Here is an 18,551-nt window from a genome sequence, read left to right on the forward strand (position 1 = left end):
CCCGCCGGGACAACGGGCGTGATCCGATCGTGACGTCGACGACGATGCGCGAGGGAGCTGAAATGAGCGCGCTGACGACAGCAGCCGTGCACGACGAGGCGTTCGAGCGCAGGCGCGACGCGCAGGCGGCGCTCGCCGGACGACTGCGCGAGCGGGTCGCCGAGGTCGCGCTCGGCGGTCCGGCCGCATCCCGCGAACGCCATGTCTCGCGCGGCAAGCTGCTGCCGCGGGACCGCGTCGCCCGCCTGCTGGACGAGGGGAGTCCCTTCCTCGAGGTCGCCCCGCTCGCCGCGGAGGGCCTGTACGGGGGCGATGCCCCCGCGGCAGGGGTCATCGCGGGGATCGGTCTCGTGCACGGGCGGCACGTCATGGTCGTGTGCAACGACGCGACGGTCAAGGGCGGCACGTACTACCCGATGACCGTCAAGAAGCATCTGCGCGCGCAGGAGATCGCGTTCGAGAACCGGCTGCCGTGCGTGTACCTGGTCGACTCGGGCGGTGCGTTCCTGCCCATGCAGGACGAGGTGTTCCCCGACCGCGATCATTTCGGGCGCATCTTCTTCAACCAGGCGCGACTGTCGGCGGCCGGCATCCCGCAGATCGCCGCCGTTCTCGGGTCCTGTACGGCGGGCGGCGCCTACGTCCCGGCGATGAGCGACGAGACGGTCATCGTGCGCAACCAGGGCACGATCTTCCTCGGCGGCCCGCCGCTCGTGAAGGCGGCCATCGGCGAGGTCGTGACTGCGGAAGAGCTCGGCGGGGGAGAGCTCCACGCGCGTCGTTCGGGCGTCGTCGACCATCTCGCCGAGGACGACGAGCACGCCCTCGAGATCGTCCGCGACATCATCGCGACGCTCCCGTCGCCCGCAGAGCCCGCGTGGGACGTCGTGCCGAGCGTCGAACCCGCGGTCGCGGCATCCGATCTCTACGGTGTCGTCCCCGTCGACGTGAACCAGCCGTACGACGTGCGCGAGGTGATCGCGCGGCTCGTCGACGGCAGCGAGTTCCACGAGTTCAAGCGAGAGTACGGCGACACGCTCGTCACGGGATTCGCGCGGATCCACGGCCATCCGGTGGGCATCGTCGCCAACAACGGCGTGCTGTTCAGCGAGTCGGCGCTCAAGGGCGCGCACTTCATCGAGCTCTGCGACCAGCGCGGCGTGCCGCTGCTGTTCCTGCAGAACATCTCGGGCTTCATGGTGGGGCGGGATGCCGAGTCCGGCGGCATCGCGAAGGACGGGGCCAAGATGGTCACGGCCGTCGCCACGACGCGCGTCCCGAAGCTCACGGTCGTGATCGGCGGCTCGTTCGGCGCCGGCAACTACTCGATGTGCGGGCGCGCGTACTCTCCGCGCTTCCTGTGGACGTGGCCCGCGAGCCGCATCTCGGTCATGGGCGGCACGCAGGCGGCGTCGGTGCTCTCCACCGTCAAGCGCGATCAGCTCGAAGCACGAGGTGAGGAGTGGTCCGCGGAGGATCAGTCCGCGTTCGAGGCGCCGATCCGCGCTCAGTACGAGCAGCAGGGCGACCCCTTCTACGCGACCGCGCGCCTGTGGGACGACGGCATCGTCGACCCCCTCGACACCCGCGACCTCCTCGGGCTGGCGCTCGACGTCGTGTCGCGCTCGCCCCTGCCGGAGCCCCGCTTCGGCGTCTTCCGGATGTGACCGCATGACCGACGCCCTCTTCGACACCGTCCTCGTCGCCAACCGCGGCGAGATCGCGCGGCGCGTGATCCGCACGCTCCGGCGTCTCGGCATCCGCTCGGTCGCCGTCTACAGCGACGCCGACGCGGGCGCACCCCACGTGCGAGAGGCCGATGTCTCGGTGCGCATCGGTCCGGCGCCGGCAACGCAGTCGTACCTCGATGTCGCCGCCGTCATCGCCGCCGCCCTCGAGACGGGCGCCCAGGCGGTGCACCCGGGATACGGGTTCCTCTCGGAGAACGTCGCGTTCTCGCGCGCGTGCGCGGAGGCCGGGCTCGTGTTCATCGGTCCGGGGGAGCGCGCACTCGATGTCATGGGCGACAAGATCCGCGCCAAGGAGCACGTCGCGGCGCATGACGTGCCCACTGTTCCCGGCTTCAGCGCGGCGGGCATGACGGATGCCGGCATCGCGGCGGCGGCGGCCGAGACCGGCTTCCCACTGCTGGTGAAGCCGTCGGCGGGCGGCGGCGGCAAAGGCATGCAGGTCGTGCGCGGCGCCGGCGACCTCGCTGACGCGCTCGCCACGGCGCGTCGCGTGGCCGCCGCGGCGTTCGGCGACGACACGCTGCTGCTCGAGCGCCTCATCGAGCGCCCGCGGCACATCGAGGTGCAGGTGCTGGCGGATGCCCACGGCACGGTCGTGCATCTCGGCGAGCGGGAGTGCACACTGCAGCGCCGGCATCAGAAGGTCGTGGAGGAGGCGCCGTCGCCGGTGGTCGACGCCGAGACGCGTGCGCGCCTGGGCGCCGCCGCCTGCGCGGCCGCGGCATCCGTGGACTACCGGGGTGCAGGCACCGTCGAGTTCCTCGTCGCGGGCGATCGCCCGGATGAGTTCTTCTTCATCGAGATGAACACGCGCCTGCAGGTCGAGCACCCCGTCACCGAGCTGGTGGCGCGCATCGGGGCGGGCGAGCCGATCGATCTCGTGGAGCAGCAGCTGCGCATCGCGGCGGGGCTCCCGCTCGCGTTCTCGCAGGACGAGGTGCGGCTCGAAGGCCACGCGATCGAGGCGCGCGTCTACGCCGAGTCGCCAGAGCGCGGCTTCCTCCCTGCCACCGGCGACGTGCTGCTCTGGCGCGAGGCGCCGGGCGTGCGGACGGACTCCGCCGTCGAGTCGGGCAGCGCGGTGAGCTCCGACTACGACCCGATGATCGCCAAGGTCATCGCGCGCGGCGCCGACCGTGCCGACGCGCTCGCGCGACTCGATCGCGCCCTGGCCGACACCGTGCTGTTCGGAGTCGAGACGAACATCGGTTTCCTGCGGACGCTCCTCGCCGACGAAGCGGTGCAGGAGGGGGCCATGGACACCGGCCTCATCGACCGCTTGCCGCGGTACTCGGCGCCCCAGCCCGGACCGAATGCGCTCCGGGTGGCGGCGGAGATGTCGAGACTGCGCGACGGCGTCGCTTCTTCGCGGGAGAGGGCCGGTGGCGGCCCGATCGCCGCTCCGCAGGGGATGCGCGGCGCCGCGAGCGCGTTGTGGCTGGCGGGGACCGGGTGGCGGGCCGGAGGCGCCGCCGTGCGATCGGTGCAGCATTTCGAGACGGATGGCGGCGTCGTGCTGTCGATCGACGCTCCGGGCTCCGTGTCTCACGGCGAGTCGGACGCCGCGTCGCCGGTCGTGTCGGTCGGGAGTGTCGCACACCGGGCACGGGTCATCGGTCGCGCTCTCCCAGGCGGCGCGCACGCCGAGTGGGACCGCGAGGGATGGCTGTGGGTCCATGCGGACGACTCCACGTACCGCCTGCGTCCCCTGACCCGACGTGCCGCGATGGAACGACGTCTCGCCGCGCGCGAGCGGGCCGCGGCCGCCGCCGATCCCGACCTGCGCGCACCGATGCCAGGTGCCGTGGTGGCGGTGCACGTGGCCGACGGCGCGATCGTGGCCACGGGCGACCGCATCGTCACCATCGAGGCGATGAAGATGGAGCATCCCGTCCTCGCGCCCCACGACGGAATCGTGCGCGTCGACGTCGCCGTCGGCGAGCAGGTGCATCGCGATCAGGTGCTCGCGCACGTCACCGCCGCCGCGGCCGAGGCCATGGCATCCGTCACACCTTCCGACATTCCGGCGGCCGCCCACGAGGCGCCCGCCGCCACCTCCTGACACCCGAGGAGCATCATGAACAGCTACGACGGCTACGACCTCAGCGACGACGAGCGCGAGCTCGCCGGCATGGTCCGCCAGTTCGCCGACGACGTCGTCGCACCGCGTTCGTACGAGGCCGACCGCACCCACACCCTGCCGCTCGACGTCGTGGCGCAGATGGGCGAACTGGGACTCTTCGGACTCCCGTTCCCCGAGGAGTACGGCGGACAGGGCGGCGACTACTTCGCGCTGTGCCTCGCGATCGAGGCGCTCGGCCGCGTCGATCAGTCGATCGCGATCACTCTCGAGGCCGGCGTGAGCCTCGGCGCGATGCCTGTGTTCCGCTTCGGCACCGAGGAGCAGAAGCAGGCGCTGCTGCCCGATCTGCTGGCCGGGCGCGCCCTGGCGGGCTTCGGCCTCACGGAGCCGGAGGCGGGATCGGATGCCGGGGCCACCCGCACGACGGCGCGGCTCGAGGGCGGTGAATGGGTGATCAACGGCTCGAAGCAGTTCATCACCAACTCGGGCACCGACATCACGCGGTTCGTCACGGTCACGGCCGTCACGGGCGAGCAGGACGGCCGCAAGGAGATCTCGACCATCGTCGTGCCGAGCGGCACGCCGGGCTTCACCGTCGAGCCCGCCTACGACAAGGTCGGCTGGCGGGCATCCGACACCCACCCGCTCACGTTCCAGGACGTCCGCGTGCCTGAGGCGAACCTGCTGGGGGAGCGCGGGCGCGGTTTCGCGAACTTCCTGCACATCCTCGACGAGGGCCGCATCGCGATCGCCGCGCTCTCGACGGGCGCGGCGGAGGGATGCCTCGAGGCGGCCGTCGACTACGCGAAGAAGCGCACCGTGTTCGGCGAGGCGCTCGCGACGCGGCAGGGCATGCAGTTCCTGCTGGCGCGCATGCAGCAGCGCGTGCACGTGGCGCGTCTGGCATGGCAGCACGCCGCGCGACTGCGCGACGCGGGCAAGCCCTTCAAGACCGAGGCCGCGATGGCCAAGCTCACGGCGAGCGACGCGGCCATGGACAACGCGCGCGATGCGACCCAGGTGTTCGGCGGCAACGGATTCATGAACGAGTACTCGGTCGGGCGCCATTACCGCGACTCGAAGATCCTCGAGATCGGCGAGGGCACCAACGAGGTGCAGCTCCTCGTCATCGCCCGGGCACTCGGCGTGGCGTGAGGGTAGCGTGGCACCCGTGACCGACCAGACGCCCGCGATCGTCCAGCGCGGCCTGTACTACGACGAACTGGAGGTCGGCGCCCGCTACCTCCACCGCCCGGGGCGCACCGCGACCGAGGCCGACAACGTGCTGTTCTCGTCGCTCACCATGAACACCCAGGCGCTGCACCTGGACGCCGCATTCGCCGAAGGGCAGCCGTTCCGGCAGCGACTGATGAACTCGATGTGGACGCTCTCGACGATGGTCGGGGCGTCCGTGTCGCAGATCACGCAGGGCACGCTCGTGGCGCAGCTCGGGCTCACCGACATCTCGTTCCCGGCGCCGCTGTTCCACGGTGACACGCTGAACACCGAGACCGAGGTCGTCGACAAGAGACTGTCGGCGTCGCGACCCGGCCAGGGCATCGTGACGCTGCGCCACACCGGGCGCAACCAGCACGGCACCGTCGTCGCGGTCGCCACGCGCGTGGCGCTGATGTGGTGCGACGCCGACGCGCAGGAGCAGCCGTGACGTTCGACCTGGGCCCCGCGCTGCTGTTCTGCCCCGCCGATCGGCCCGAGCGCTACGCGAAGGCGCTCGAGCGCGCCGACGCGGTGATCCTCGACCTCGAGGACGCGGTCGCTCCGCACGACAAGACGGCCGCCCGCGGCCACCTCATCGAGTCCGAGCTCGACCCGGCGCACGTCATCGTGCGGGTGAACCCGCCCGAGACCGACGCGTTCATCGCCGACCTCGCGACCCTCTCGCAGACCGACTACCGCCGCATCATGGTCGCCAAGGCCGAGTCGCCCAAGCGCGTCGGACGCATCGACGCGCGGTTCGAGGTGATCGCGCTCTGCGAGACGGCGAAGGGCGTCGCGCAGGCCGACCGCCTTTCCGCCCTCGACAACGTCACCGCGCTCATGTGGGGGGCGGAGGACCTCGTCGCGAGCCTCGGCGGCACGTCCAGCCGCAAGCCCGGCGGCGGCTACCGCGACATCGCCCGCTACGCGCGCTCCCGTGTGCTGCTGGCCGCCGGCGCTCGTGGCAAGGCGGCGATCGACGCGGTGCACCTCGACATCGGCGACACCAAGCGCCTCACGATCGAGGCGACGGATGCCGCGGCATCCGGATTCGCCGCCACCGCGTGCATCCACCCCAGCCAGGTCGACATCATCCGCGCGGCGTACCGGCCCGATCCGAAGTCGGTGGCGTGGGCGCGGGCCGTGCTCGACGCCGCGAAGGGGGAGAAGGGCGTCTTCTCGCACGACGGGCGCATGGTCGACGAACCCGTGCTGCGGCATGCTCGTGCCGTGCTCGGGCGCGCCGAGCGCTGACGGGCGCTACCGGCGAGCGGTCACTGTGCGGACGTGGGCACGCTGGCCCTGGCGTCCGACAAGGCTGAGGTACTCGACGGGACCCGCGCTGGTGGCACCGAACCAGTGCGGGATCCTGGTGTCGAACTCGGCGGCCTCGCCGGCGTGGAGGCGCAGATCGTGCTCGCCCAGGATGAGGCGCAGCGTCCCGTTGAGCACGTACGCCCAGTCATACCCCTCATGGGTGTGCAGCTCAGGCACGGCGTCGTCGCTGCCCGTGGGGAGAACGAACTTGAAGGCCTGGATCCCTCCGGGCCGGCGTGTGAGCGGGATGATGACGGACCCGTCGGAACACGACACCGGGCGCAGATCGATGCGAGGGTCGGCGGTGCGGGGCGCGTCCACGAGCGAGTCGATCGTGACGCCGTAATAGCGCGCCAGCGGCAGGAGCTGCTCCAGCGTCGGTCGCCGCAGCCCCGCCTCGAGCCGCGACAACGTGCTGGCTGAGATGCCCGTCGCGGCGGAAAGAGCGGTCAGGGTGACATCTCGGTGCAGGCGCAGGTGCTTGAGACGCGGCCCGACCGCGTCGAGGGTCTGATCGGTGGCGCCGTCCATGATTCCACTTTGCCATTCAGCAAAGACATTTGCAGCATCTGTCGCAGCCGGGTGATCCTGGGCTCCGGCAATACGAGCGACAGAGGGATCATGTCAGTGAACGCGGACCAGGCAGACGACTTCGACAAGGGCTATTGGGAGGACCACTGGACCCGGACCGCGGCTGACGAGGGGCGGGGCCTTCCCGTTCACCCGTACCTCCGACCGGAGACGGCATCCTTGCCCGTGGGATCCGCGCTCGACGCGGGGTGCGGGATCGGAACCGAGGCGCTGTGGCTTGCCCAGCACGGCTGGCAGGTCACCGGAGCCGACATCTCGGGAACGGCCCTGGCTATCGCGCGGGCGCGGACGCAGGATGCGGGCCTGAGTGACCGGATCGAATGGATCGAGACGGACCTGACCCGGTGGGAGCCGGATCGGCGGTGGGATCTCGTCGTGACCAGCTACGCCCATGCCGACATCGGCCAACTCGCCTTCTACCGGCGGATCGCTTCCTGGGTCGCCCCCGGCGGCACCCTCCTCATCGTCGGGCACGTCCACGATCATGCGACCGGCGCTGACGGGCACCGTCATCCCGACGGTGCGACGGCGACTCTCGGCGACATCACGGGATTGTTCCGCGATCAGGGGTGGCGGGTCGGATCGGCGTACGAGAACAGCCGCGCCGTCTCTGCGAATGGGCGATCGGTGCAGCTGTTCGATGTGATCCTCCGCCTTCACCGCACGGCACTCTGACCGACCTCCCCCTCGACGTGGCGTCGGACCCGATTCGACGCCGCATCTCCGCGCCGGCTGGCCGAAGTGACCAGGCGGACCTGGCTGCAAAGGACTTCGCAATCATGACCTCCACCTCGCCTGTCGATACGAATGACGACGCGCCGATCGTCGACGATCCGCGGCGACGCCGCGTGATCCTCTGGGCCGTCTGCACCGCCCTCATGGCGGTCGTCGCCTCGGTGTCCGGGCTCAACGTCGCGCAGCCCCAGCTGGCGACGACGTTCGACGCCTCTCAGGGCCACGTGCTCTGGATCATCAACGCATACATCCTCGCCCTCGCCGCCCTTCTGCTGCCCCTGGGAGCTGCCGGCGACCGCCTGGGGCGCAAGCCCGTGCTCATCGCCGGGCTCGTCGTGTTCGGCGTCGCGAACATCGTCGCCGCTGCGGCACCGGTCATCGAGATCATGCTCGCCGCGCGCGTGCTCAGCGGCGTCGGCGCCGCGATGATCATGCCCGTCACCCTGTCGGTGATCACGTCCTCGTTCCCCGACGGCGACCGCGCCAAAGCGATCGGCATGTGGACCGCCGTCGCCGGGGGCGGCGGAATCCTCGGCATGTACCTTTCCGCGCTGCTGGTGGATGTCGCCAGCTGGCGGTGGCTGTTCGCCCTGCCCGTCGTGCTCACCGCTGCCGCGATGCTGATCGGCATCCGCAGGGTGCCGAACTCCCGCGGAGCGGCACCGGGGCCGTTCGATCTGCTCGGCGCTCTCACGTCGATCATCGCCACGGTGGGCCTCACCTTCGCACTGCACGAGGCGCCCACCCTCGGGTGGAGCGATCCGATCGTCCTCATCACCCTGGCGGCAGCTGTGGCCGCCCTCGTCGGATTCATCCTGTGGGAGCTGCGCACTCCGTTCCCGCTGCTGGACGTCCGGTACTTCCGCACCAGGGGCCTGTCGTCCGGCACGACGCTGCTACTCGTCCTGTTCGGCATCCAGGGCGGTGTCTCACTCGTGCTCTACCCGTACTTCCAGGTGGTCCTCGGCTGGAGCGCGCTGCTGGCGACGCTCGGGCTCATGCCGATGGCGGTGGTGATGATGGTCGCCTCCGGCCTCGCACCGCGGCTGGCCGCGCGGGTCGGGACGCGCGCGGCGATGGTCACCGGACTCAGTATCGCCACGGTCGGGCTCGCGCTCATGGCGGTCCTCGTCTCAGCCACCGGGGGCTACCTCACGGTTCTGTCGGGGCTGATCGCCATGGGGCTGGGGGTGGGGCTCGCGATGACTCCGTCGACGGAGGCGATCACGTCCTCGCTCCCGAGGGCGCAGCAGGGCGTGGCCTCAGCGCTCAACGACCTCACCCGCGAACTCGGCGCCGCGCTGGGCATAGCGCTCCTCGGAGGTGTCCTGGTCGCCGGATACCAGAGCTACATCGAAGATCGCCTCGATGGCGTGCCGGCAAACCTCGCGACCACGGCACGCGAAGGTGTCGCCAACGCCGTCGAGGTCGGCCACCGGGCGGGAGCACACGCGGAGCAGATCCTCACGGCCGCGCGGGAGGCGTTCATCGCCGGATGGCAGCATGCCATGTGGGTAGGTGTCGTCCTCATGGCGGCTCTCGCGCTCGTCATCGCCATCCACGGCCCGCGCGGAAGCGGGGATCGCGGCGAGCTGAGCGCCGAGTCCCGCGACGAGCCCGTCGCCGGACCTCGTTAGGCGACGAGCCCCGCGTAGGCGACGAGTCGCAGGTGGTCGCGCTCGTACACGAAGTCATGGGCCGAGCCGTTCAGCAGGCGCTCGCCGGCCGGGGGAAGCTCGCCCGCGGTCGCATGACGCATCATCTCGCGCATGAACGCACCGTGACTGACGACGATCAGCGAGGCAGCGGCCGGCGCGGTGGCGCGGCGATGATCCCGTACGGCGCGGCCGAGGGCCGCGATGCCGCGCGTCCGAAGGTCCTGCCAGGGTTCCGCTCCCGGCACCTCGGCCGTGTACCAGTCGCCCCAGCGGGCGCGGAACTCGTCCACCCCGATGCCCTCGGCCTCGCCGTAGGAGCGCTCGCGCAGCCCGCGATACGTGCGCGGCGCGGCGAGGCCGAGCTCGCTGGCGATGATCTCGGCCGTCTCGAGAGCGCGGGCGAGGTCGCTCGAGACGATCGTGGCCGGAAGCGCGGCATCGAGCCGGGTCTGGAGCAGCGCCGCGGTCGCGCGCGCCTGCGCACGACCGGTGTCGTTGAGGGGGATGTCGGTGGCGCCCTGGATCCGGCGATCGCGGTTCCAATCGGTCTCGCCGTGGCGGATCAGGATCAGCGCGGTCACGCTTCGAGCCTACCCAGCCTGGCAGACGGTGGGACGCGGCGGTCAGTCGAGCGGGGGCAGCGATTCGACCAGCGCGCGCAGCACCTCGCTCGTGCCGGCATCGATCTTGACGGTCGCTCGCGAATCGCCGCGGGTCTCGCCGCGGTTGACGATCACGACGGGCAGGCGCCGCCGGCGAGCGCGCTCGAGCAGACGGATGCCCGAGTTCACGACGAGCGACGACCCCGCGACCAGCAGCGCCTCGCTGGTATGGACGAGCTGCTCCGCCTCGCGGAACTTCTCGGCCGGGATGAACTCGCCGAAGAAGACGACATCGGGCTTGAGTACCCCGCCGCAGACACTGCACGCCGGGATGCGGAATCCGTCGACGCTCTCGGGGAGCACATCGCCGTCGGGGCCCAGCGCGACGTTCTCGGGCACCAGGATCCAGGGGTTGTCGTGTTCGACGCGCTGCGCCAGGTCGCGCCGGTCGAACACCTGGCCGCAGTGGGTGCAGAACACGCGCCGCATCGTGCCGTGCAGCTCGACGACCCGCCGGCTGCCGGCCCGCACGTGCAGACCGTCGACGTTCTGGGTGACGACGCCGGTCGCGATCCCTCGGGTCTCCAGGTCGGCGATCGCACGGTGGCCGGCGTTCGGCGCCGCGGCCGCGAACGCCCGCCAGCCCAGGTGACTGCCCACCCAGTAGCGTCGGCGCGCAGCCTCGCTCGAGAAGTACTGTTCGACGGTCATCGGCGTGCGCACCGGCGCGCCCTCGCCGCGATAGTCCGGGATGCCCGAGTCGGTGGACACTCCGGCGCCCGTCAGCACCGCGATCCGGCGCCCCTCGAGCGCGGCCACGGCGGCGGCGACGGCATCCGTCGTCTGCGCGTCGAACGCGGCTCCGATCGTCGTGGTCACGCGGCACCTCCTCCGGTCGAGTGTAGGCCCGGTGGTTTTCGGGGATGTTACGCACTCTGCGAAAGTGAGACGGTGACCATCGAACGCATCGCGGACGCCTCGGACGACCGCCTCGCCGACTACCGCGATCTGACGGATGTCGCGCTGCGGCGCGTGCTCGAGCCCGAGGGCGGGCTCTACATCGCCGAGTCGGCGAAGGTGATCACCCGCGCGCTGGCCGCCGGCCATCGCCCGCGATCGGTGCTGGTGCAGGAGAAGTGGCTCGACGAGATCCTCGCGCTCGTGACCGACGATTCGATCCCCGTCTACGTCGTCGAGCCTGACATCGCCGAGTCGCTCACCGGATACGCCGTGCACCGCGGTGCGCTCGCGTCGATGCACCGGCCCGAGCTGCCGCCGGTCGCGGAGGTCGTCGCGGGCGCGCGGCTCATCGTCGTGCTCGAGGACATCGTCGACCACACCAACGTCGGTGCGATCTTCCGTGCTGCGGCAGGGCTCGGAGCCGACGCCGTGCTCGTGAGTCCCCGCTGCGCCGACCCGCTGTACCGCCGCAGCGTGCGCGTGAGCATGGGCACCGTCTTCCAGGTGCCCTGGACCCGGCTCCCGGAGTGGGGCGAGGCGCGCGGAGTTCTGCACGAGGCCGGGTTCGAGCTCGCCGCCCTCGCGATCGCCGACGGCGCGGTGAGCCTCGACGAGTTCGGTGCGCGGCGGCCCGAGAGAGTCGCGCTCCTCCTCGGCGCCGAGGGCGACGGGCTGTCGCGGCGCGCGCTCGAGGCGGCCGACACCGTGGTGACCATCCCGATGGCTGGTGGCGTCGACTCGCTCAACGTCGCGGCGGCGAGCGCCGTGGCCCTGTGGGAGCTGCGCTCCCGCTGACCGCGCTTCGTCAGGCGCCGGGGCGGACTGTGAGCTCGGTGAGCTCCGCGTCGCGCGGCAGGTCGAGCGCCGTGAGGATCGTCGTCGCGACGGATGCGGGGTCGATCCACTGCGACGCGTCGTACTCGGCGCCCTCCTGCTGATGCACCTTCTGCTGCATCGGGGTCGCGGTTCGGCCGGGGTACACGGTCGTGACACGCACGCCGTTGGCGTGCTCCTCGGCGCGCACCGCGTCGGCGATCGCGCGGACCGCGAACTTGCTCGCGGCGTACGCGCCCCACTCCGGGCTCACGCGGAGCCCCGCGCCGGAGTTCACGAAGACGATGTGCCCGCGCGCGGCGCGCAGCGCCGGCAGCATGAGCCGTGTGAGCTCGGCGGGCGAGACCGCGTTGACGTCGAGCTGCTGCTGCCACGCCGCGACCGAGGTGTCGGCGACGGCGCCGAGCTCGACCACGCCGGCGACATGCAGAAGTGAGTCGAGTCGCGGGGGCACGCTCTGGTGGCCGAACGCCCACGACAAGCGGGCTGGCTCTGCCAGGTCGCCGACGAGGGTGTGAGCGCCGGGGAACCGTTCGCGCAGCTGTGCGGCACGCGCGGCGTCGCGCGCGAGCAGCCACAGCTCGTCGCCGCGCTCGGCGAGTCGCTCGGCGAGAGCTTCGCCGATTCCCGAGCCGGCCCCGGTGATCAGGTGCGTCGCCATGTCAGGCCTCGTCCACGCGGGGCGACGTGCGTGCGGTCACGGGCCGCGGATCCGGACGCTTTGCGGTGATGTGGTCGCCGGAGGACTGGTGACGAAGGCGCCGCAGCACCCATGGCACGAGGTACTCGCGCGCCCACACCAGGTCGACCGCGCGGGCTTCGCGCCACGTCCGCATCGGAAGGGGGTCGGGCTGCATCGGCTGCAGGTCGTTCGGCACGTTGAGGGCGCGCAGGACCATTCGCGCCACCTCGTGGTGCCCGAGGGAGTTGTAGTGCAGGCGGTCGTCGTCGAAGAAGCGCATGTCCTGCACCTCCTTGAGCGCCCACTGGTCCGCAACGATGCAGTCGTGGCGGTCGGCGATCGCCCGGATGTTCTCGTTGTAGATCGCGACCTTGCCGCGGATGCCGCGGAACACCGGCGTGAACGCGGTGTCGATGCCGGTGAAGACGACGACCGTCGCGCCGTCGCGAGAGAGGCGCACGACGGCGTCCTCGAAGAGCTGGGCCACGGCATCCGGATCGGAGCCGGGGCGGATCACGTCGTTGCCGCCCGCCGAGAACGTCACGAGGTCCGGCTTGAGGGCGACGGCGGGCGCGACCTGCTCGTCGACGATCTGCCGGATCAGGCGTCCGCGGATCGCGAGGTTGGCGTACGCGAAGTCGTCGACCTGCTGAGACAGCACTTCGGCGACGCGGTCGGCCCAGCCCCGGACGCCGTTGGGCGCCGCCGGCTCGTGGTCGCCCACGCCCTCGGTGAAGGAGTCGCCGAGCGCGACGTAGCGCCGCCACGGGTGCGGCCCGGCATTGGGCACGTAGGGCGTGCGGGGGTCCTGCTCTGTCGTCGACATCGTCTTCCTCCGGCTCGTGACCGACAGTCAGGCTACCGCGCGAGGTGGACATCGAAGATGCCGACACCAGGCGGCGGCGCGACCTCGCATGTCGGCCCGATGTCTTAGGGTGGTGACTCGTTGTCCACGGGGGAGGTGTATTCGGTGACGGACGGAACCACGCTCGAGTCATCGCCCGCCTTCACCGAACCCCACCCAGCCGAACCTCACGGTCCCGCCCGCGAAGGCGAGCCGCACATCGGCTCCTTCGCCGCGGAACACCTGAGCCCGACGTACCCGCAGCGCGCACCGTGGGGCACGGCGCAGCGCCTGCGCGCGTGGCAGGCCGAGGCGCTCGATCTGTACTTCTCCCTCGACGGACCAGACGGACCCGGCAGCGGGCCGCGCGACTTCCTCGCCGCCGCGACGCCCGGCGCCGGCAAGACGACGTTCGCGCTGCGCCTGGCGAGCGAGCTGCTGCGGCGGCGCGTCGTCGATCGCCTCGTCGTCGTGGCGCCGACCGAGCACCTGAAGACCCAGTGGGCCGACGCGGCCGCGCGCGTCGGCATCCGTCTCGATCCCGCGTTCAGCAACCGCCATGTCGCACCTGCGCGGCAGTACCACGGCGTCGCGGTGACATACGCCCAGGTCGCGGTGAAGGCATCCGTCCACCAGCGCCTCACGATGGACGCGCGCACGCTCGTGATCCTCGATGAGGTGCACCACGGCGGCGACGCCCTCAGCTGGGGCGACGCGCTGCGAGAGGCGTACGGCCGCGCGACGCGCCGCCTGCTGCTGTCGGGGACGCCCTTCCGCAGCGACACCGCGCCGATCCCGTTCGTCGAATACCACCCGGATGCCAAGGGCATCCGCGTCTCACGAACCGACTACGCGTACGGCTACGGCCGCGCGCTCGAGGACGGCGTCGTCCGCCCCGTCATCTTCATGGTTTACGCCGGGCACATGCGGTGGCGCACGAAGACCGGCGACGAGATGGAGGCCCAGCTCGGGCAGGACAACACGAAAGACATCACGTCGCAGGCGTGGCGCACGGCGCTCGACCCCGAGGGCGACTGGATCCCCGCCGTGCTGCGGTCGGCCGATCGGCGTCTGAGCGAAGTGCGCGACCATGTTCCGGATGCCGGTGGCCTCGTGATCGCGACCGATCAGACGGCCGCTCGCGCCTATGCCGCGATCCTGCAGCAGATCACGGGCGAGCAGCCGACGGTGGTGCTGTCGGACGAGGCCGAGGCATCGAGCCGCATCGAGGAGTTCTCGAAGGACACGAGCAGGTGGATGGTGGCGGTCCGCATGGTCTCGGAGGGCGTCGACGTGCCGCGCCTCGCGGTCGGCGTGTATGCGACGAGCGCGTCGACACCGCTCTTCTTCGCCCAGGCGATCGGCCGGTTCGTGCGAGCACGGCGTCGCGGCGAGACCGCGAGCGTCTTCCTGCCGAACGTGCCTCAGCTGCTCGCCCTGGCGAACGAGATGGAGCGCCAGCGCGACCATGCGCTCGACCGCGACTCGGACGGCGACGACGAGTGGAACGCCGAAGAAGACCTCATGAACGCCGCCGAGCGCGAGGACAAGGCGTCGGACGCGCTCACCGAGGAGTTCACCTACCAGGCGCTCGGCTCGCGCGCGCATTTCGACCGCGTGCTGTACGACGGCAAGGAGTTCGGTCAGCTCGCGGTGCCCGGAACGCCCGAGGAGGAGGAGTTCCTGGGCCTGCCGGGACTGCTCGAGCCGGAGCACGTGCACGAGCTGCTGATGCAGCGTCAGGCGCGCCAGAGCCGCCACCGCAGCGCCCGCGAGGCCCGCGAGTCCGCGGCGGGGGAGGATGTCGAACCGGCACTGCCGCAGGCGCTGCATCGCACGCTCAAGGAGCAGCGCCAGCTGCTCAACAGCCTCGTCGGCCTGTACGCGCGGCAGTCCGGCGAGCCGCACGGTCTGGTCCATGCCGAGCTGCGCCGCATCTGCGGCGGACCGGCCGTGTCGCACGCGACCGTGGCGCAGCTGCAGGCGCGCATCGACGTGCTGCGCAAGCGCGTGCACTCCTGACGTCGCCGCCCGCCGCGCCTAGACTCCCGCCATGCCGGCGACGTACTCGTTCGTCTCGCGGTGGTGCGTTCCCGCCCCGCCCGATCGCACCTGGCAGGAGTTGACGCGATCCCTCCGCCCGGGTGCCGGCCCGGGGTGGTGGCCCGGCTTCACCATTCCGATGGCGCCCAGGCGGCTCGTGCCGGGCGAGCGCATGGTCGTCGCGGTGCGCAGCCCTCTCGGATACACGTTGCGGATGCGCCTCGAGGTCACCGACACCGAGCCGGGCACGGCGATCGCCGCGCGCAGCGACGGCGACCTGCGGGGGAGCGGCCGGGTGGAGATCCGCGCGGACGGGGCCGAGGCATCCGTCGTCGAGTTCGAGTGGGACGTCGAGACGCGACGTGAGTGGATGAACGCGACCGCATGGCTGCTGCGCCCGGCGTTCGAGCGCGCTCACGAGCGCGTGATGCGCCGCGGCGAGGAAGGGCTTCGAGCGGTGCTCGGCGGGGAATGCCGTTCGGAACTCCGAAATGCTGGCAATCCGCGGGCTCAGCGCGTCGGGGCCCGGACCGATGGCTAGCGTTGACGAGTCCCGATCCCCGACTGGAGGCCCTGTGAGCGTGCCCGCCGCACCCACCGACCGCGATCGTCGCCGCTGGGCGCAGTACTTGGTCAACGAGCGCGCCGAGGCACGCGTGTACCGCGACCTCGCCGGCCGGCGTACCGGCGAGGAGCGCGAGATCCTGCTCGCCCTCGCGGAGGCCGAGGGACGCCATGAGGCGCACTGGCTCGACCTTCTCGGGGGCGCTCCGGCGAAGTTGCCGCGACCCGACGTGCGCACGCGGCTGCTCGGCTGGATGGCCAAGCGGTTCGGCTCGATCTTCGTGCTCGCGCTCGCGCAGAGCGCTGAGGCCCGCTCGCCGTACGACGACGAGCCGTCCGCCACGGCCCGCATGGCCGCGGACGAGAAGATCCATCACGAGGTCGTGCGCGGCCTTGCGGCGCGGGGACGCCGCCGCCTGTCGGGGACCTTCCGCGCCGCCGTCTTCGGCGCCAACGACGGGCTGGTCTCGAACCTCGCTCTGGTCATGGGCATCGGCGCGACCGGTGTGTCCAGCCAGTTCGTGCTCTTCAGCGGCATCGCAGGACTCCTCGCGGGCGCGCTCTCGATGGGCGCGGGCGAGTTCGTCTCGGTGCGGTCCCAGCGCGAGCTGCTCGCCGCGACCGAGCCCAGCGACTATGCCGACGGCGCGATCCCGCATCTCGACATCGACGCCAACGAGCTCGCGCTGGTGTACCGCACACGGGGGATGCCCGAGGCCGAGGCCTCCGCGCGCGCTCGTCGCATCGTCGAGGCGGCGCACGCGGCCGGGCAGGGGCGTGCCGACACCGGTCCCGTCGAGGTCGCCGCACACGGTGATGTCGTGGGCAGCGCGTGGGGCGCCGCGCTGTCGAGCTTCCTGTTCTTCGCGTCCGGCGCCGTGATCCCGGTCCTGCCCTGGATCCTCGGCCTCTCGGGCCTCACCGCGGTCGTCGTGGCCCTTGTGCTGGTGGGCGTCGCGCTGATGTCGACCGGCGCCGCCGTGGGCCTGCTGTCGGGCGCACCGCCGCTTCGCCGGGCACTGCGACAGCTGGCGATCGGGTTCGGCGCAGCGGCCCTGACGTACCTGCTGGGACTGCTGTTCGGGGTGTCGCTGGCCTGACGCGCCCGGACCTCGCCCGATTCGATGAACGTCCCGTGACGTGGTAATGTCGTTCCTCGGTTGCGAAACCGGAAACCACCTGCGCGGGTGGCGGAATAGGTAGACGCGCTAGCTTGAGGTGCTAGTGCCCGTATAGGGCGTGGGGGTTCAAGTCCCCCCTCGCGCACAGTATGTCGAAGGCCCCCGAAAGGGGGCCTTCGTCGTCGAGGAGACCTCGAACCACGGGGCCCTCGTCGTCGAGAGGATAGGTTGGAGCGCATGCCTTCACCCGATCTCGGTCTGCCCGAGGTCGCCGCGGTCGCGCGCGACCTGATCCGCTTCGACACAACCAACCACGGCGGCGGGCGTTCGGCCGGCGAACGCGAGGCGGCCGAGTACGTCGGGGCCTTCCTCGAGCGCCTCGGCCTCGCGCCCGAGTACTACGAGCCGATCCCGCGGCGCACGAACGTCATGGCGCGCGTTCCGGGCCGCGACCGCGACAAGCCCGCGCTCGTGCTGCACGGGCATCTCGACGTCGTCCCGGCCATCGCCGAGGACTGGAGCGTCGACCCGTTCGAAGGCGTCGTGAAGGACGGCATGCTGTGGGGTCGCGGCGCGGTCGACATGAAGGACATGGACGCCATGATCCTGACGTCCGTGGCCGACATCCTGCGCGCCGGCGAGCAGCCCGAGCGCGATCTCGTGCTGGCGTTCTTCGCCGACGAGGAGAACGGCGGGGTCGAGGGGTCGGCCCTCGTCGTCGAGAACCGTCCGGAGTGGTTCGCAGGGGCGACGGAGGCGATCAGCGAGGTCGGCGGATACTCCATCCCCATCGGCGGCGGGCGCGCCTACCTGCTGCAGGTGGGCGAGAAGGCGCTCGTCTGGATCCGGCTGGTCGCGCGCGGACGCGCCGCACACGGCTCGAGCCTGCACGCCGACAACGCCGTGACCCGTCTCGCCGAAGCGGTCGCCGCGCTCGGCCGCACGGCGTGGCCGGTGACGCTCACCGACACGACGCGCGAGATGACCGAGCGGCTCGCCGAACTCACCGGTCAGGCATCCGGCGACCCTGACGCCGTCGCAGCGGCGACGGGTGCGGCATCCGGATTCCTGCGCTCGACGCTGCGCACCACGACCAACCCGACCGGTCTCGTCGCCGGGTACAAGCACAACGTGATCCCCGACCGCGCCGAGGCGCTCGTCGACGTGCGGGTGCTCCCCGGCACCGAGGAGGCGGCCCTGGCCCACATCCGCCGCATCGTCGGCGAGGGGATCGACGTCGAGGTCGTCCACCAGGACATCGGTCTCGAAGTGCCGTTCTCGGGCACCCTCGTCGACGCCATGGTGGGCGCCCTCGGGCGACACGACCCGGGCGCACCCGTGGTCCCGTACCTCATGGGCGGCGGCACCGACAACAAGGCGCTCGCGTCGCTCGGCATCGCCGGCTACGGCTTCGCTCCGCTGCGCCTGCCCGCCGACCTCGACTTCACCGGAATGTTCCACGGCGTCGACGAGCGCGTCCCGATCGACGCGCTCGTGTTCGGCCGGACGGTGCTCACCGACCTTCTTCGTACGTACTGAACGGCAGAC

At 71.4% G+C, this 18,551-nt stretch carries 17 protein-coding genes and 1 tRNA gene; 13 read left to right on the top strand and 5 right to left on the bottom strand.

The window, feature by feature from the left end:
- Window positions 1-62: 62 nt before the first annotated feature.
- From AC3ANN_RS07810 to AC3ANN_RS07830, 5 genes are read left to right on the top strand one after another with little or no spacing between them, the layout of a single operon-like run.
- Window positions 63-1,667: a carboxyl transferase domain-containing protein gene (locus AC3ANN_RS07810; protein WP_488340415.1), complete on the top strand. Its 1,605-nt coding sequence runs from the start codon at window positions 63-65 to the stop codon at window positions 1,665-1,667.
- A 4-nt stretch (window positions 1,668-1,671) separates the two neighbouring features.
- Window positions 1,672-3,813 (top strand): acetyl/propionyl/methylcrotonyl-CoA carboxylase subunit alpha, encoded by a 2,142-nt coding sequence (locus tag AC3ANN_RS07815; RefSeq protein ID WP_488340416.1) that lies wholly within the window; start codon window positions 1,672-1,674, stop codon window positions 3,811-3,813.
- A gap of 15 nt (window positions 3,814-3,828) precedes the next feature.
- Window positions 3,829-4,989, top strand: coding sequence for an acyl-CoA dehydrogenase family protein (locus tag AC3ANN_RS07820; protein WP_488340417.1), 1,161 nt, complete (start codon window positions 3,829-3,831; stop codon window positions 4,987-4,989).
- Between the two features lie 16 nt (window positions 4,990-5,005).
- On the top strand, window positions 5,006-5,500 hold the full coding sequence (locus AC3ANN_RS07825; RefSeq protein ID WP_488340418.1) for a MaoC family dehydratase: 495 nt from the start codon (window positions 5,006-5,008) through the stop codon (window positions 5,498-5,500).
- A complete protein-coding gene (locus AC3ANN_RS07830; protein ID WP_488340419.1) occupies window positions 5,497-6,306 on the top strand; it encodes an HpcH/HpaI aldolase/citrate lyase family protein in 810 nt (269 codons plus the stop codon). The genes AC3ANN_RS07825 and AC3ANN_RS07830 overlap by 4 nt, the downstream gene beginning before the upstream one ends.
- A gap of 6 nt (window positions 6,307-6,312) precedes the next feature.
- Here AC3ANN_RS07830 and AC3ANN_RS07835 read toward each other — a convergent pair whose 3' ends face one another.
- Entirely contained in the window at window positions 6,313-6,900 is a 588-nt protein-coding gene (locus tag AC3ANN_RS07835; protein WP_488340420.1) for a helix-turn-helix domain-containing protein, read from the bottom strand.
- A gap of 90 nt (window positions 6,901-6,990) precedes the next feature.
- On the opposite strand from AC3ANN_RS07835, the gene AC3ANN_RS07840 reads away from it, so the two are divergent.
- Together AC3ANN_RS07840 and AC3ANN_RS07845 are read left to right on the top strand one after the other, a co-directional pair.
- A complete protein-coding gene (locus tag AC3ANN_RS07840; RefSeq protein WP_488340421.1) occupies window positions 6,991-7,635 on the top strand; it encodes an SAM-dependent methyltransferase in 645 nt (214 codons plus the stop codon).
- A gap of 104 nt (window positions 7,636-7,739) precedes the next feature.
- A complete protein-coding gene (locus tag AC3ANN_RS07845) occupies window positions 7,740-9,332 on the top strand; it encodes an MFS transporter (RefSeq protein ID WP_488340422.1) in 1,593 nt (530 codons plus the stop codon).
- On the opposite strand, the gene AC3ANN_RS07850 is transcribed toward AC3ANN_RS07845, so the two are convergent.
- On the bottom strand, window positions 9,329-9,934 hold the full coding sequence (locus AC3ANN_RS07850) for a histidine phosphatase family protein (protein WP_488340423.1): 606 nt from the start codon (window positions 9,932-9,934) through the stop codon (window positions 9,329-9,331). The genes AC3ANN_RS07845 and AC3ANN_RS07850 overlap by 4 nt on opposite strands.
- Before the next feature lie 42 nt (window positions 9,935-9,976).
- The gene (locus AC3ANN_RS07855) at window positions 9,977-10,834 is read right to left on the bottom strand and encodes a Sir2 family NAD-dependent protein deacetylase (RefSeq protein ID WP_488340424.1); all 858 of its coding nucleotides are present in this window, start codon (window positions 10,832-10,834) and stop codon (window positions 9,977-9,979) included.
- Between the two features lie 72 nt (window positions 10,835-10,906).
- Between AC3ANN_RS07855 and AC3ANN_RS07860 the strand changes: the two genes are divergently transcribed.
- Complete coding sequence (locus AC3ANN_RS07860) at window positions 10,907-11,710, top strand: TrmH family RNA methyltransferase (RefSeq protein ID WP_488340425.1); 804 nt, start codon at window positions 10,907-10,909, stop codon at window positions 11,708-11,710.
- A 10-nt stretch (window positions 11,711-11,720) separates the two neighbouring features.
- Here AC3ANN_RS07860 and AC3ANN_RS07865 read toward each other — a convergent pair whose 3' ends face one another.
- On the bottom strand, window positions 11,721-12,410 hold the full coding sequence (locus AC3ANN_RS07865; RefSeq protein WP_488340426.1) for an SDR family oxidoreductase: 690 nt from the start codon (window positions 12,408-12,410) through the stop codon (window positions 11,721-11,723).
- A 1-nt stretch (window position 12,411) separates the two neighbouring features.
- A complete protein-coding gene (locus AC3ANN_RS07870) occupies window positions 12,412-13,257 on the bottom strand; it encodes an SGNH/GDSL hydrolase family protein (RefSeq protein WP_488340427.1) in 846 nt (281 codons plus the stop codon).
- A gap of 237 nt (window positions 13,258-13,494) precedes the next feature.
- Here AC3ANN_RS07870 and AC3ANN_RS07875 point away from each other — a divergent pair, with 237 nt between their 5' ends.
- The 5 genes from AC3ANN_RS07875 to AC3ANN_RS07895 all read left to right on the top strand — a co-directional run bounded on the left by AC3ANN_RS07875 (window position 13,495) and on the right by AC3ANN_RS07895 (window position 18,542).
- Complete coding sequence (locus tag AC3ANN_RS07875; protein ID WP_488340801.1) at window positions 13,495-15,297, top strand: DEAD/DEAH box helicase; 1,803 nt, start codon at window positions 13,495-13,497, stop codon at window positions 15,295-15,297.
- 31 nt (window positions 15,298-15,328) lie between these two features.
- A complete protein-coding gene (locus AC3ANN_RS07880; RefSeq protein ID WP_488340428.1) occupies window positions 15,329-15,859 on the top strand; it encodes an SRPBCC family protein in 531 nt (176 codons plus the stop codon).
- Between the two features lie 34 nt (window positions 15,860-15,893).
- Window positions 15,894-16,982, top strand: a complete 1,089-nt coding sequence (locus AC3ANN_RS07885; protein ID WP_488340429.1) for a VIT1/CCC1 transporter family protein — start codon at window positions 15,894-15,896, stop codon at window positions 16,980-16,982.
- An 81-nt stretch (window positions 16,983-17,063) separates the two neighbouring features.
- A tRNA-Leu gene (locus AC3ANN_RS07890) sits at window positions 17,064-17,148 on the top strand.
- A 92-nt stretch (window positions 17,149-17,240) separates the two neighbouring features.
- Window positions 17,241-18,542: a M20/M25/M40 family metallo-hydrolase gene (locus AC3ANN_RS07895; protein ID WP_488340430.1), complete on the top strand. Its 1,302-nt coding sequence runs from the start codon at window positions 17,241-17,243 to the stop codon at window positions 18,540-18,542.
- The last annotated feature ends 9 nt before the right edge of the window (window positions 18,543-18,551 follow it).

The sequence above is a fragment of the Microbacterium sp. STRO-2N genome, assembly GCF_057747775.1.